Below are 14,175 nucleotides of genomic sequence, written 5' to 3' on the forward strand. Positions count from 1 at the left end.
ATTAGTAATGAAGCAGGCAGATTTTGTAAGCTTAGTAATGCCATTTAAGGATAAAGTATTTCGTTTAGCCAAGCGTTTATTGGTATCGCGAGAAGAGGCCGAAGATGCTACCCAAGAGATACTATTGAAATTATGGAATAATAAAGAGAAGATTAGCAACTATAAAAATGTAGAAGCCTTTTCTATGACAATGACCAAGAATTTTTGTTTAGACCGATTAAAATCTAAACAAGCGCAAAATCTTAAGATTGTTCACAGTAATTACACGGACAACAACGCGTCATTACAGAAACAGGTAGAAGCTAGAGATAGTATGGACTGGGTGTCTCGAATTATGGAAGATTTGCCCGAGCAACAAAAAATAATAGTGCAATTAAGAGATATAGAACAATACGATTATGCCGAAATCGCTAAAATGTTAGACATGAATGAGACAGCTATACGTGTCAACTTATCCAGAGCACGAAAAACAATAAGAGAGAAATTGACTAATACACATCGTTATGGTATTAAATAGTATAGAAAAACTAATTGAGAAGTACAACAACGCAGAGACATCGCTTAAAGAAGAAGCACAGTTAAGAGCCTATTTTGAAAGTGATGATGTAGCGCCACATTTAGAGCATTATAAGCCTTTGTTTCAGTACTTTTCGTTAGCACAACAAGAACAGTACACCAAAGACGTTCCATTAAAACCTAAGAGAACAAAATTGTATCAATGGATTTCTGTCGCAGCCGTTGCCGTTCTAATGCTCGGAATTGCCATTCCGCAATTCTTTGGTCCTACCGAAGAAGAAAAGAGACAAGCACAGATAGCTTATGAGCAAACCTTGGAAGCTTTCAATTTGGTCTCTCTAGGAATGAATAAAGGCAAGCAACAACTTAATTCTCTGGCTATGGTCTCTGATAATTTAAATCAAGGTATAGAAGAAGCTAGTCGATTAAGTGAATTTTCAAAAACAACAAACAGAATTTTTAAAAACAAGTAACAAACACACAAAAATTAGAGAATCATGAAGAAATTAATTGTAATAATCGCACTTATCGTCGCACCAATGGTATCAGGGGCTCAAAGCATCTTTGATAAATTCGAAGATATGCCAGAAGTGGCTTCGGTTATCGTTAATTCAAAAATGTTCAGTATGATCGCCAGTATCGATATTGATATGGATGACCCAGAAGCGCAACAGTATATGGACATGGTAAAAAAGATTACTGGCCTTAAAGTTTTTACAACTGGCGATGAAAAAATATCAGCTGAGATGAAAGCAACGGTAAGTAAGTATCTTAAATCCTCAGAATTGGAAGAACTAATGCGTATTAAAGATGGTGACCAAACCGTAAAGTTTTATGTTAAGGAGGGCAAAGATGAAAACCATGTAAAAGAACTATTAATGCTTGTAAGCGGATTAAAAGAAATGATGGATGGTGATATTGAGATTAATGGGAAAAAGCGCGAATTCGAAACCGTATTGTTAACGCTTACCGGCGATATAGATTTACGACAAGTGTCTAAGATCACAAATCAAATGGACATTCCTGGTGGTGATCAGTTGAAAAAAGCTGGTGACAAGAAGAAAAACTAAGAGTACTTCAATGATACAATCAATCAAAAAAATAGCAGTAATTGGCGTCTTGGTTGCAACCTTTATGAGTTGCAACCAAGGCCCCACTTTACAAACCTACTTCGTGGATCATGAGTTAAAGCCTGGGTATTCCCAAATAGATGCTCCTACGAGCTTAATTAATGTTGACCAAGTTGAAATGACGGATGAGCAACGCGAAGCTTATAAATCTGTAGATAAACTCAATATTTTAGTCTATACACCTACGGATTCTTTAGAAGGCATCAGTGCTGAAATTGAGAAAGTCAATAAGATATTAAAAGACCCCAAATATGAAGAACTTATCAGGGGTAATACGATGGATGGAAAATTTAGTGTAAACTATATAGGTGAAGTGGATAATGTTGATGAGGTTATACTTTTTGGAAGCGCCGAAGATAAAGGATTTGTCGTAGCACGTTTGTTAGGCAATAATATGAATGCGGGAAAAATTTATTCTTTAAGGTCTGTTTTGGAAAATGCATCATTTGATGATTCTAACCTAAACGGGCTTACGGAATTTTTTAAATAAACTGACAATTATTTAAATGTTACTGTAAATCGTCTTGAAGTTGTTCTTCAGGACGATTTTTTTTGCCATCATTTTTAAAGGCATACCAAAAGGCTATAATGACTAAAACCCCAAAACTCCCAAACAACAGGACTTTTACAATAAAGTAATCTAAAATATGCAATAGTCCGGCGATAAAAAAACCGATACCAAGAATGCTTACGACGGTCAGTGCTAAAGAATTTTTATTGACAGGGAATTGCTTCATATACCAGTATAGTTGCTTGGTGAAATAGCCTTTAACTCAGATTTGATGGCATCTGAGACCTCTAAGGTATCAATAAAATCTGAAATGGACATTTTGGTGATGGTTTCGTTGGTTCTCGTAAGGCCTTTTAAAGCTTCGTATGGATTAGGATAAGCCTCGCGTCTTAGTATGGTTTGAATAGCTTCTGCGACCACCGCCCAGTTTTCTTCCAAGTCTTTTTCAAATTTAGTACTGTTTAATAACAGTTTGTCTAAACCTTTTAAGGTCGATTTAAAACCAATGATGGTATGGCTAAAAGGGACTCCAACATTTCGTAAAACGGTACTGTCCGTTAAATCACGCTGTAATCTAGAAATAGGTAATTTTGCAGCTAAATGCTCAAAAATAGCATTAGCCATCCCTAAGTTACCTTCACTGTTTTCAAAATCAATCGGGTTGACTTTATGAGGCATGGCAGAACTGCCGACTTCCCCTTTTTTAATTTTTTGTTTAAAATAATCCATCGATACATAAGTCCATATATCCCTATTTAAATCGATGATAATGGTATTTATGCGTTTTAAGCCATCAAATAGTGCGGCCATATGGTCGTAATGCTCAATTTGAGTGGTTGGAAACGAATGTTGCAAGCCTAATTTTTCTTGTACGAAATCTGTTCCAAAAGCTTTCCAATCTATATTGGGGTAAGCCACCTTATGCGCATTAAAGTTCCCGGTAGCACCTCCAAATTTAGCGGCACTAGGAATATCGTTCAATAAATTAAACTGTTCTTTAAGTCTTGCGGCAAAAACGGCAATTTCCTTACCGAGTCTTGTAGGTGATGCCGGCTGACCATGGGTTCGGGCCAACATGGGGATGGCTTGCCATTCTTCTGATAAGGTCTCGATCTTATTGAGTAATGTTAAATATTCAGGGACATAAACAGCGTTCATGGCATCCTTAATACTCAGAGGAATTGCAGTGTTATTAATGTCTTGTGAGGTCAGTCCAAAGTGAATAAACTCTTTATAATCCGATAGACCTAAAGCATCAAACTGTTCCTTTATGAAGTATTCAACTGCTTTTACGTCGTGATTGGTGACCTTTTCAATGGCTTTAATGGCTGAAGCATCAGCCGGTGTGAAATTCTTGTAAATTGCTCTTAAGTCTTCAAAGACGGGATGAGAAACGGATGTTAATTGCGGTAATGGTAATTCACAAAGTGCTATAAAATATTCAATTTCTACTAAAACACGATATTTGATCAGTGCTTCTTCAGAAAAATAATTGCCTAAAGCCTCAACTTTAGATCGGTATCTACCATCTATTGGTGAAATTGCGCTAAGTGCCGAAAGTGCCATTTGCTCAAGAATTTTGAAGCATCAAAGATAGCAAAGTAAGTTAAGAGTTATAAGTTATAAGTTAAAAGTTATGAGTTAAAAGTTAAAAGTTATGAGTAAAAAAAGAAGAATAGCTTTTGTTCATTATAACACTTTGTAGAAAATAGTACTAAATTCAGTTATTTTCACTCATCACTATTTTTTATTTTTTTTAGAATGTGTTTGGCCCTAGCTTTAAAACCAGAGCTTTGCATCTGAAAATCGCGTTCCAAAATCATGGCGAGTTCAGGATGAATCCAATGGTATTCCGTTCCTAATAGATATAAGGAATTCATCGAATAGGCCTTAGGCGCAATTTTCTCGTCATTAATCATCCAATCGAAACAAGCTTCTACAATTTTTTCTCTGTGTGTTTCCGTAAGCGCGGCTTTAATCTTATGGTCCTTCTTAGAATAATAGGCTTTAATAAGATATTCGCAAACCTTAGCCACAGGTCGAACAGCGGGATCTAAATGTACCTTTGATACATGTTGGGTAAACATATCGAGATGTGGAATTATAGCTTCGAGTCGTTCTCCACACATAAATTCGAATACCCAAGCAGCGCGACAAGAAATTTTATCATCCACGTCAAATAGAATTTCAAGGAGAGGTTGAACCAGTTCAGGATGGTCTATAACAAGATTGGCATAGTATAATCGCTTTTCCCGCGAATGATTTACATAATTTAACTCGTTGTAAAGTTGGTCTTTTGTCAAAATTTAAATGTCTATTCGAGCGTTTTTTATCACTTAAAGTGAGTAAAAAATACTTCTATTGGCGCTACATTGAGCCATTGAGAATTTATTCATGTTAAATTTACTTGCTTCATACAATTTTCTTTCGAAAATCGCTCAAACTGATGTAAATTTAAGTCCTAAATTAATCAAAAAGTCATGATAAAAAAACTGCTTAAAAAGCTTGGACTCGCCCTATTGATCGTTTTCATTATTGCTCAATTTTTCGGACCGGAAAAAAATGAGGGAGATATCGCTTCTGTCGGCGCATTTCTAGAAGATACCAATCCACCAGAAGATGTAAAACTAATTTTAAAAACAGCTTGTTTTGATTGCCATAGCGACCATACACGTTATCCTTGGTATAACAGCATCACACCGGTAAATTATTGGTTGGCTGACCATATACGACATGGTAAAGGAGATTTTAACGTCTCTAAATGGAATGATTATTCGGATAAGAAAAAAGATCACAAACTAGAGGAATTGGCAGAAGAGGTAGAGGAACGACATATGCCATTACCGAGTTACACATGGACGCATGGTGATGCTAAATTGACAGATGAACAAATTGAAGCTATAGAAACTTGGGTAAAGACAGCGCGTATAAAATACGCTTTTGTCAAAGAGCCTGAATAGTGTAAATTATTCAAAATTCAAAAAGCAAATTCCAAAATAATGACTTGGAATTTGTTATTTGGTTCTTGGGATTTTATCCGTTATGGAAAAAAGCTTACTTATTATAGGATTCGTTTGGCCAGAGCCCAAAAGTTCTGCAGCAGGAAGTCGAATGCTGCAGTTAATAGCACAATTTCAAAATCAAGGCTACATCGTGACATTCGCTTCAACAGCGAATACATCTAACAATACCTTCGATTTATCACAAATTGGAGTTCTCACCAAAGACATTTTTTTAAATGATAGCTCGTTTGATGATTTTATCTCAAATCTAAATCCGAGTATAGTAGTGTTCGATCGATTTATGACCGAAGAACAATTTGGTTGGCGCGTCGCTGAGCAATGCCCCGAAGCTTTACGGATTTTAGACACTGAAGATTTTCACGGTTTGCGAAAGGCGAGGGCATTGGCCCAAAAGGAAGGCATTGAGGTATCTAAGGATCATTTACAAAATGATACCTCAAAACGTGAAATAGCGAGTATCTATCGCTGTGATTTGAGTTTGATTATTTCTGAGGCTGAAATGGATATTTTGACGCGGCAGTTTAAGATGCCTGAAAGCCTACTTTATTATTTGCCATTTCTGCTGGAGTGCACCTCTAATGATCATGTCAATCAATTACCAAGCTTTGAAGTACGCAAACACTTTATAACGATTGGTAATTTTTTACATCCACCAAATTATGATGCGGTGTTGTATTTGAAACAAAAAATTTGGCCATTAATTCGTCAACAACTTCCAACAACGGAATTACATATTTATGGGGCTTACCAATCCCAAAAGGCCGTTCAATTGCATAAGGAAAAAGAAGGCTTTTTAATCAAAGGATTCGCTGACGATGCCCATGAGGTGATGCAAAAAGCAAAACTATGCCTGGCACCATTGCGATTTGGAGCAGGACTGAAAGGCAAACTCGTTGATGCCATGCAAAATGGTACACCCTGTGTCATGTCTACCATTGCGGCGGAAGGGATGTTTGGAAATTTAGAACCCAATGGTGTGGTAGAAGATGATCCTGAAGCCTTTGCCCAAAAGGCCGTTCAACTTTACACCAATCCTGCAGTTTGGAAAGACAAGCAGGAGTATGGCTTTAAAATCTTAAAAGAAAGATTCAATACGACGAGTTTTGAAAACCAGTTCGCAGATAAAGTTGCAACACTAAGCGGAAACCTAAAAGCGCATCGACAAAGTAACTTTATTGGCAATATGTTGCAGCATCAGACTTTACAAAGTACCAAGTATTTAAGTAAGTGGATAGAGGAGAAGAATAGCAATAAATAATCTTAAAAGCTTAGTTTTGCATTGCTAGGATTTAATTTAGCCTCTAAACCTATCACTCAACAATTAGAATATAGTTTATTTAAAATTAGGACAATGCTTAATTGAATGCATTGGGTCACAATTTTTATAACATGAAAAAACTTATCGCTGTTATGGGCATGATGCTGATGTTAGCTTCATGTGGCAGTTCTAAAAATGCGGGTATACAAGTGGTTAAATTGGCGGAAACAACAGAAAGTTGGAACGGCGATACATTGCCAAAATATCCAGAAGGGCAGCCAAAAATTACTGTGCTAAAAATTACTATTCCACCAAAAACGAAATTGCACAAGCACTACCATCCCGTTATCAATACTGGTGTTTTATTAAAAGGTGAGTTGAAGGTCATAGATGCCGATAATAATGTTTTGACTTTAAAAGAAGGTGATGTTATTGTCGAGTTGGTTAATAAAATACACTATGGCTACAATGAAAGTCATAAACCTGCAGAAATTATAGTGTTTTATGCAGGAACCGAACACGACGCTATTACCGTGCTTTCAGATGAATAAACATCCAAAAAATAGACACACTTCTGAAAAGGTCTTTCCCTATTGGGTATGGCTGATATATGCCATATTATTTGCATTATCAATTCCATGGTATTTATCAGAAGCTATAGCCATGCGCTTGGTGTTGGGTTTGCCCCTTTGGCTAGTTGCCAATATTTGTGCTATCGTAATGATGGCAGGGTTTACGATTTGGACCATTAGAACCTATTGGAAAGATTAAAATTGCATGGGTACAACAGGGGTAATCATATTGAGTATAGGGGCGTATCTAATTCTTTTATTGGCACTTGGCTTAATCGCCAATAAACAACGTAAATCCAATACATTAAAAGATTTTTATCTCGCTGGCGGTAATATGGGGGCTTTTGTGTTGTTATTTACACTTTATGCTACGCAATACAGTGCCAATACGATGCTTGTAACTCCTGCCGAAGTGGTCAATAAAGGTATGGGCATGATATTGATTTTGGGATACATGACGGCTGTGGTCGTTTTTTATCTTACGTTCGCACCACAATTGTATAACATATCGAAGAAACAGAGTTTTATTACTCCAGGCGATTGGTTTGATTATAGATTTAAGTCTCCTAAGCTGACGCTACTTGCCAATGGTATACTCGTTTTAGTTTCTATTAATTTCTTATTGTCGCAATTGATGGCCATGGGGCATATCGTTAATGGGGTTACCGATGGTCAAATACCATATTGGGTAGGGGTTGTGTCGCTTGCGTTTGTGGTGATTGTTTATGAGACTTTAGGGGGCATGCGCGCTGTAGCGTGGACCGATGTGATTCAAGGTATTATGCTATTTATTGGCTTAATAGGTTTATTTATAATGGTGATGCCAAGTACGGATGAATTGGCAAAGATTAGTATATGGCTTATTGAAAATGAGCCTAAAAAAATCGCTGTACCCGATGTTAGTTTTCGCATCTATTGGGCGAGTTTATTGCTTATGATCGGATTGGGTGGTGCTGTTTATCCCCAGGTGATTCAGCGTATTTATGCCGCCAAGTCTGTCAAAACGCTAAGAAACTCACTAGGCGCAATGATTATAATGCCCTTAGTAACCGTATTGATCCTGTTTCTTTTAGGTGTTATAAGTATACCGCATTTTATTGACTCTGAAGGTGTGTCCAAGGATACCGTACTCCCCGAGATGCTGCATTATTGGGGTAGTTTATCCGTATTCAATTTTGGATTAATGATTATGGTCGTTGTAGCGCTTATTGCAGCTATTATGTCCACGGCTGATTCTGTATTACTCTCTTTGTCTTCAATCATTGCCAAGGATATATTTGGCAAATCAAAATACAAGAGTGCCTCTAGTGAAAAGTTGACCAAATTAGGGAAACTATGTTCATGGGTCATCATGTTCATTATGGTGCTCGTGGCGCTTCATCCTAAGATAACCTTATGGGGTCTAATTGAATTGAAAATGCAAATATTAGTTCAGGTCGCACCTTTATTTTTGTTGGGTGTTCACTCAAAGACCATCAACTCAAAAGGCATGTTTTTAGGCCTTGCAGTCGGCTTTTTATTCGCTACAGGAGCCTTTTTAATAGGAGTCAAGACTATCGGTAATATCCATGTAGGCCTTATAGGGTTTGTTTTAAATATTATGGTAGCCTATAGCTTTTCTAAAAAATCGAAATAGTTAAGGTAATGAATAACGAAGACGTGTAAGGCTAGTTTTGCATTGGAGACCAACTAAAATAGTAGATGCCATAATGGTCTAGGATTGACCTAAATTTTTCAGGGTCGTGATGCCAATGTTTATCTTTTTTCATTTTTTCAACGATTTCATTATTAATATCAGGATTATTAAATCGCAATAACTCTTCAATCGTTTTAAAATAATCTGATGTCCCAGTGTTTTTAAAATTAGTATTTCTTAAATATTGAAGTAACGCCGTTTCAATTTTTTTATAATATTCGGCTTTGTGAAAGTTGTTTAGATAAAAGAGTGCTTCTCTGTTGGATTTGTCAAATGCAAGTTCAGCGATTCTCGATTTATAAGGCTCCTCATAAACTCTGTTATCAAGGGCTCGTAATGCTAATAGCCAATAAGGTTTGGGTTGGTATAAAATCATGCTATCGAGCTCTTGTAGTATTTTATTTTCAGAGCGATCTTCAAAGCTTGTGCTATTCCAGTATCTATGGTATAGCTCACTCGCCATATGCCCCCCAGACATTATGCAACCACTAAACGTTTCTACCATTTGGTTGTCATCCAGAAAATTCCTAAATATTAATTTTAAATTGGGGTATGAACGATCGGCTAAAGCCCAGCCAGCGTAACAAGCAACAACTGCATTTTCATTTTGGGTTAAAGTCACTAATTCTTCAATGTTTGCTTTGGCTTTTAATTTTTTGAAGTTTCGATAATTAGCGCCTTCCCAACCGCCTATGCCTACGGATTCATATTCAACAATATTTATTTTAGCAATACTATCTATTATCGCTCTTAATCTTTTGGGAGTATCCAAATATCTTTTAGAATGTTTAGAAATGACTGTTGTACTGTTCTTTAAATTGATTTCGTTATTCCCATTATCATTGCAGGATATTAAGCATATGGCAATGACAATCAAAACTGTTTTGAAATCGAAATACTTCATTTAAGACATAAATTATTGGTAGTTTCTAAACGTAATGTGAGGCGATAAATTATACGTGTACCGTTTTTAATAATTATTTGTACAATTCAAAAATGTAAAGTATATTTGTCATATAGTAAAAATAATTTTACTTAATATAAAATATATTTGTCAATTATGAAAACGGAAACGTATATGCAAAAAGAGCAACGCGCTCTGCTAAAATTGATCAACTTTAGGTTGCCACGTCGGTTTATGACCATAGGTATTATTATCTGTGTGGCAACAATACTTTTAATGGTATTTAGGGAGACCTTGTTTGGTGAGGAATCTTTAGTTATCAGAGATACATTGCAAAAATCCTTATTAATAGGAATGCTCGTGATGTCCATCACCAAAGATCGGGAAGAAGATGAGATGACTATTCAGTTACGCATGCAATCTTATGCTTGGGCTTTTATTACTGGTGTGATTTATGCCTTAATCATGCCATATGTAGAGTTTGGGGTATCTAGTGTATTGAATGCTGATAATGAAACCTTTAAAAATCTTGGGGATTTTCAAGTATTACTGTTTATGCTCCTAGTACAATTAATGTGCTATCACGTTCTAAAACGTTACAGATAATGGAAAATACAATTAAAGTGGAACGTGCCATTTTGAGTCTAACCCAAGATGATTTGGCCAAAAAAATTGGAGTGTCCCGACAAACCATTAACTCTATTGAAGCCAATCGTTATGTGCCTTCAACGGTTTTGGCTTTAAAATTATCGAAAGTGTTCAACAAACCTGTAAATGATTTTTTTAAACTAAGTACTGATGATTGATGTATTGATCATACTATTTATGATGCTTCTTACTTTTTTGATGACTTTTATGTAGTATTTCGATGTGATAGTGTATAACAAAAAATCTACACTATTATGAAAGCTAAAATTCAATCCTTTGTCGTCCTGGTTCTATGTCTTATAATTGCATCTTGTTCATCAGATGATGACGGTAATGTTACTTTAACTCCAGAAGGCCAATGGCTGGTAACATCATTGCTAATAGAATCATCGTTTGATTTTAATGGTGATGGTAATGCCTCACGAGATATGTTTCAAGAAACGTCTTGTTATAATGGTAATAGCATCCAATTCTTTGATGACGGCGACGTCACTATTGATGTTGATCTCGCCTATATTTTTATTGATAACAACAACCTGCACGATGTGGAATGTCAAAATGGATTTGGGTTAACGTCAACTTGGACACAAAATGGAAATACTATAACCGTTGTTAATGATTTTAACGATGATGATTTGGTCGGAACAATTTCTGGTAATACCATAACGTTAACGGTCGAAAATGGCTTTGAAGTTGAATTCTATGATGCTGTAAATGACGATGTCGTGATAATGGATGAAGATTTCACTATTATTTTTACAAAGCAATAAACTAAATTCTATTTCAAAATATCTAGCAGCTCCTGCATCCCTGCCGTAGCGGTTTTGGCTTTAGAATTATCGGAAGTCTTAACAAGCCCGTAAGTGATTTTTTTAAATTGAGCGAAGATGATTGGTCTTATTCTGATAGTATTTAAAATACTTTTAAGCTTTTTGATAACCTTTCTCTAATACCTTTGATAATCGCGAGTATGATTGTCAAGCTAAAAATTGTTGATTTTAGAAGCCTCAACATCCGCCCAAGTATTCCAAATGGCTTTCAATAAAGGCTTAAAGGTTAAACTATCCTTGGTTGTTTCTATACTATCAAAAAGATCATGCATTTCTCCTCTCAAATTGGAATATTGGGTTGTGAATTCTCCCATTTTGGTCCATGCCTTGGCATGATTTTTAAAGGCGGTATGAAAATTTTCTGGACAAGCATTAAAATCTAAACGGTTTAAGGCATTGACATACTGTTCAATGGTAGAGGCTAAAGATATACGTTTACATGCATGATTTCTAATGGCACCCAAAGAATCATCATGTTTGAGAACAGTATTGATGCAATAGTGGGTTGTATCTTTACTAATAACCTTATTTTTCTTTTTATCTGTGCAATTTATAATAAGCAAGCCAAAGCAGATTAACCCCAATCTTATAGATGAATTCATAGTTTTAAGATTTTAAGTAACTCCCTCATACCTTCAGTCGCAGGTTTTGCAATCACATTAATATTAGAATTGCGAACAACAGCAGGCTTAGGATCTATATAGTAAATACATGTATCTGGTTGCACATAGTGAATAAGACTAGCCGCAGGATAAACTTGCATACTCGTACCAATTATTAACAAGATATCTGCCGCGTAGCATATTTTTATAGCTATTTCCATCATAGGAACGTCCTCACCAAACCATACAATATGAGGCCTTAGCTGATAACCTTTTTCACAGGTATCCCCCAGGTTAATATCTTCGGTCCAAGTCTTAATACCTGTTGGATTACCCGTACTACGTACTTTTGTGAGTTCGCCGTGCAAATGTACCACGTCACTACTACCGGCTCTTTCATGAAGGTTATCTACGTTTTGAGTGACAACGGTGACTTTGTAGTTTTGCTCTAAAGCGGCAATGTCCTTATGTGCCTGATTGGGTTCGACCTCTTTAAGTTGTCTACGTCTTTGATTGTAAAACTCTAAAACCAATTCGGGATTTTGCCGAAACCCTTCAGGTGATGCCACCTGCATCACATCATGACCTTCCCATAAACCATCATGGTCCCTAAAGGTCTTAACACCACTTTCGGCACTCATGCCGGCGCCGGTTAATACTACAATATGCTTCATAGGTTAAAAATAGTCAATTTTGTATCATTAGGAAGGAATCCCGAAAGCTTTCGGGATGACCGAAGCATCTGTTTGCTAAAAGTGTCTCGGGATTCTTAGCTGCGCACTGAATAACATTCCTTATTTTTGGTATATGCCAGATTTAAAACTACTTGAGTATTTAGAATCCTATCTCACCGAAAATCGCAGAAATCGCTTTAAGAAGGTATTGGCCCAGCGTACGAAGCATTTTACGGTGGCCACCGAAGATGTCTATCAGTTGCACAACACAAGCGCCGTTATACGTTCTTGTGATGTTTTTGGTATTCAAGAGGTCAATATTGTAGAAGAAGTAAATTCAAAACGCATCGATCGAGAAATAGCCATGGGAGCACAAAAGTGGGTGGACTTAAATCGTTATCATACTACCAAGTCATGCATAGCCGATTTAAGATCCAAAGGCTATCAGATTGTTGCGACGAGTCCACATGCCGATGACTGTGATTTAATCGATTTTGATATTTCGGCAAAGTCCTGTTTTTTCTTTGGAAGAGAAACCGAAGGTCTATCACAACAGGTCTTGGATAAAGCCGATTGCTTTTTAAAGATTCCCATGTTTGGATTTACCGAAAGTCTCAATATATCGGTTTCTGCGGCCATTATTCTTCAGCATGTCACTTCAAAACTCCGGAAGTCAAACATTAACTGGCGATTAACCGAAGAAGAATTCATCGAAAAACGATTCGACTGGATAAAGAAAACTATAAAAAATTATGATGCTATTGTAGAACGTTATCAATCCCAACGCTAATTTTTTGTAACTTTAAATACTAACTAAAAAATCAAGAAATTATGATGATAGCACTTTACATCGTCCTCGCCATCATTGCCATAATCGTACTTCTGGCATTGGTGGCACCAAAATCTTACAATGTAAGCAGAAGTATTACCATTGATAAGCCAATAGCAGAGGTTTTTAACTACTTAAAGTATATTAAGAATCACGATGAGTGGTCGCCTTGGAAAAGGAAAGATCCCAACATGAAGCAAGAGCATGTTGGCACAGATGGTGAGGTCGGTTTTATCGCCAAATGGGAGGGCAACAAAGACGTCGGTACCGGAGAGCAGGAAATTGTTTCTATTACCGAAAACAAATCCATAAATAGCCAATTAAGGTTCTATAAACCATGGAAATCCCAATCCGATGCCTATTTAACCACGCGCGAGCTCGATGCTAATTCTACAGAGGTGGTTTGGGGTTTTTCGGGAGTGAATAAGCCACCTTCAAATATCTTCTTTCTATTTTTCAACATGGATAAAACGGTAGGGAAAGATTTTGAAGAAGGCTTGAACGACTTAAAACAAATTTTGGAATCCCGATAACGTAAAATCAATGAATTATGAAATGTGATGTTTACCTTTCTTTTGACGGCAATTGCGAGGAGGCTATGGCCTTCTATAAAGATATTTTTGATGGCGACTATATGATGGTGATGCGCTATAAAGATGGTCCACCAGAGTACAGCAAACCAGAGATTGAGAATAAGATCATGCATGTGACCATGACCTTTGGTAATGGCTGTGAGTTAAAGGCTTCTGATGATTACTTTATGCCGCTGAGCAAAGGGAACAATTTTCATGTTAGCGTTGCCGCTGATGATGAGGAACAAGGCTATGCCATTTTCGCAGGATTAATGGAAGGTGGTAAAATAGCCATGCCATTTGAAGAGGTATTCTGGGGCGGCAAATTTGGAAGTGGTACTGACAAGTTCGGTGTACAATGGATGGTAAGTTCACCAGATGAAAGTAAAAATGTATAACTCATATAAATT

The 14,175-nt window shown here is 36.6% G+C and carries 21 protein-coding genes; 15 read left to right on the forward strand and 6 right to left on the reverse strand.

The features are described from left to right. Positions 1-7: 7 nt before the first annotated feature. The 4 genes from ACO052_RS10845 to ACO052_RS10860 are packed head-to-tail and all read left to right on the forward strand — an operon-like array spanning position 8 to position 2,136. Positions 8-517, forward strand: coding sequence for an RNA polymerase sigma factor (locus ACO052_RS10845; RefSeq protein ID WP_422103753.1), 510 nt, complete (start codon positions 8-10; stop codon positions 515-517). Beyond that, complete coding sequence (locus ACO052_RS10850; protein WP_422103755.1) at positions 504-989, forward strand: hypothetical protein; 486 nt, start codon at positions 504-506, stop codon at positions 987-989. The genes ACO052_RS10845 and ACO052_RS10850 overlap by 14 nt, the downstream gene beginning before the upstream one ends. A gap of 24 nt (positions 990-1,013) precedes the next feature. Beyond that, complete coding sequence (locus ACO052_RS10855) at positions 1,014-1,586, forward strand: DUF4252 domain-containing protein (RefSeq protein ID WP_422103756.1); 573 nt, start codon at positions 1,014-1,016, stop codon at positions 1,584-1,586. 10 nt (positions 1,587-1,596) lie between these two features. Further along, entirely contained in the window at positions 1,597-2,136 is a 540-nt protein-coding gene (locus tag ACO052_RS10860; RefSeq protein WP_422103758.1) for a DUF4252 domain-containing protein, read from the forward strand. A 19-nt stretch (positions 2,137-2,155) separates the two neighbouring features. On the opposite strand, the gene ACO052_RS10865 is transcribed toward ACO052_RS10860, so the two are convergent. From ACO052_RS10865 to ACO052_RS10875, 3 genes are all read right to left on the reverse strand, one after another. Further along, positions 2,156-2,383, reverse strand: coding sequence for a hypothetical protein (locus tag ACO052_RS10865; protein ID WP_422103759.1), 228 nt, complete (start codon positions 2,381-2,383; stop codon positions 2,156-2,158). Next, positions 2,380-3,723, reverse strand: coding sequence for an adenylosuccinate lyase (purB, locus tag ACO052_RS10870; protein ID WP_422103760.1), 1,344 nt, complete (start codon positions 3,721-3,723; stop codon positions 2,380-2,382). The genes ACO052_RS10865 and purB overlap by 4 nt, the downstream gene beginning before the upstream one ends. A gap of 164 nt (positions 3,724-3,887) precedes the next feature. Beyond that, entirely contained in the window at positions 3,888-4,460 is a 573-nt protein-coding gene (locus ACO052_RS10875) for an adenylosuccinate lyase (RefSeq protein ID WP_422103761.1), read from the reverse strand. A gap of 177 nt (positions 4,461-4,637) precedes the next feature. Between ACO052_RS10875 and ACO052_RS10880 the strand changes: the two genes are divergently transcribed. The 5 genes from ACO052_RS10880 to ACO052_RS10900 all read left to right on the forward strand — a co-directional run bounded on the left by ACO052_RS10880 (position 4,638) and on the right by ACO052_RS10900 (position 8,646). Then, positions 4,638-5,117, forward strand: coding sequence for a heme-binding domain-containing protein (locus ACO052_RS10880; RefSeq protein ID WP_422103764.1), 480 nt, complete (start codon positions 4,638-4,640; stop codon positions 5,115-5,117). 82 nt (positions 5,118-5,199) lie between these two features. Further along, positions 5,200-6,438, forward strand: coding sequence for a glycosyltransferase (locus ACO052_RS10885; protein ID WP_422103766.1), 1,239 nt, complete (start codon positions 5,200-5,202; stop codon positions 6,436-6,438). Positions 6,439-6,569: 131 nt separating this feature from the next. Continuing rightward, positions 6,570-6,989 (forward strand): cupin domain-containing protein, encoded by a 420-nt coding sequence (locus ACO052_RS10890; RefSeq protein ID WP_422103768.1) that lies wholly within the window; start codon positions 6,570-6,572, stop codon positions 6,987-6,989. Further along, positions 6,982-7,209: a hypothetical protein gene (locus ACO052_RS10895; protein WP_422103769.1), complete on the forward strand. Its 228-nt coding sequence runs from the start codon at positions 6,982-6,984 to the stop codon at positions 7,207-7,209. The genes ACO052_RS10890 and ACO052_RS10895 overlap by 8 nt, the downstream gene beginning before the upstream one ends. A 6-nt stretch (positions 7,210-7,215) precedes the next feature. Continuing rightward, positions 7,216-8,646 (forward strand): sodium:solute symporter family protein, encoded by a 1,431-nt coding sequence (locus ACO052_RS10900; RefSeq protein WP_422103770.1) that lies wholly within the window; start codon positions 7,216-7,218, stop codon positions 8,644-8,646. 31 nt (positions 8,647-8,677) lie between these two features. On the opposite strand, the gene ACO052_RS10905 is transcribed toward ACO052_RS10900, so the two are convergent. Beyond that, the gene (locus ACO052_RS10905) at positions 8,678-9,610 is read right to left on the reverse strand and encodes a hypothetical protein (RefSeq protein ID WP_422103771.1); all 933 of its coding nucleotides are present in this window, start codon (positions 9,608-9,610) and stop codon (positions 8,678-8,680) included. 156 nt (positions 9,611-9,766) lie between these two features. On the opposite strand from ACO052_RS10905, the gene ACO052_RS10910 reads away from it, so the two are divergent. From ACO052_RS10910 to ACO052_RS10920, 3 genes are all read left to right on the forward strand, one after another. Next, on the forward strand, positions 9,767-10,216 hold the full coding sequence (locus ACO052_RS10910) for a hypothetical protein (RefSeq protein ID WP_422103772.1): 450 nt from the start codon (positions 9,767-9,769) through the stop codon (positions 10,214-10,216). Next, positions 10,216-10,416, forward strand: coding sequence for a helix-turn-helix transcriptional regulator (locus ACO052_RS10915; RefSeq protein ID WP_422103773.1), 201 nt, complete (start codon positions 10,216-10,218; stop codon positions 10,414-10,416). Before ACO052_RS10910 ends, ACO052_RS10915 begins: the two co-directional genes overlap by 1 nt. A 96-nt stretch (positions 10,417-10,512) precedes the next feature. Then, positions 10,513-11,028 (forward strand): hypothetical protein, encoded by a 516-nt coding sequence (locus tag ACO052_RS10920; protein WP_422103775.1) that lies wholly within the window; start codon positions 10,513-10,515, stop codon positions 11,026-11,028. Positions 11,029-11,240: 212 nt separating this feature from the next. On the opposite strand, the gene ACO052_RS10925 is transcribed toward ACO052_RS10920, so the two are convergent. Both ACO052_RS10925 and ACO052_RS10930 read right to left on the reverse strand, forming a co-directional pair. Beyond that, entirely contained in the window at positions 11,241-11,690 is a 450-nt protein-coding gene (locus ACO052_RS10925) for a hypothetical protein (protein WP_422103777.1), read from the reverse strand. Continuing rightward, on the reverse strand, positions 11,687-12,364 hold the full coding sequence (locus ACO052_RS10930) for an SIR2 family NAD-dependent protein deacylase (protein ID WP_422103778.1): 678 nt from the start codon (positions 12,362-12,364) through the stop codon (positions 11,687-11,689). Before ACO052_RS10930 ends, ACO052_RS10925 begins: the two co-directional genes overlap by 4 nt. A 133-nt stretch (positions 12,365-12,497) precedes the next feature. Between ACO052_RS10930 and ACO052_RS10935 the strand changes: the two genes are divergently transcribed. Genes ACO052_RS10935 through ACO052_RS10945 form a run of 3 tightly spaced genes read left to right on the forward strand, consistent with a single transcriptional unit; the run spans position 12,498 to position 14,163 of the window. Further along, the gene (locus ACO052_RS10935) at positions 12,498-13,154 is read left to right on the forward strand and encodes a TrmH family RNA methyltransferase (protein ID WP_422103779.1); all 657 of its coding nucleotides are present in this window, start codon (positions 12,498-12,500) and stop codon (positions 13,152-13,154) included. A gap of 44 nt (positions 13,155-13,198) precedes the next feature. Then, the gene (locus ACO052_RS10940; protein WP_422108062.1) at positions 13,199-13,726 is read left to right on the forward strand and encodes an SRPBCC family protein; all 528 of its coding nucleotides are present in this window, start codon (positions 13,199-13,201) and stop codon (positions 13,724-13,726) included. A gap of 17 nt (positions 13,727-13,743) precedes the next feature. Then, positions 13,744-14,163: a VOC family protein gene (locus tag ACO052_RS10945; protein ID WP_422103781.1), complete on the forward strand. Its 420-nt coding sequence runs from the start codon at positions 13,744-13,746 to the stop codon at positions 14,161-14,163. Positions 14,164-14,175: the final 12 nt, after the last annotated feature.

The organism is Winogradskyella sp. (assembly GCF_965228925.1).
Taxonomy (GTDB): Bacteria; Bacteroidota; Bacteroidia; order Flavobacteriales; family Flavobacteriaceae; genus Winogradskyella.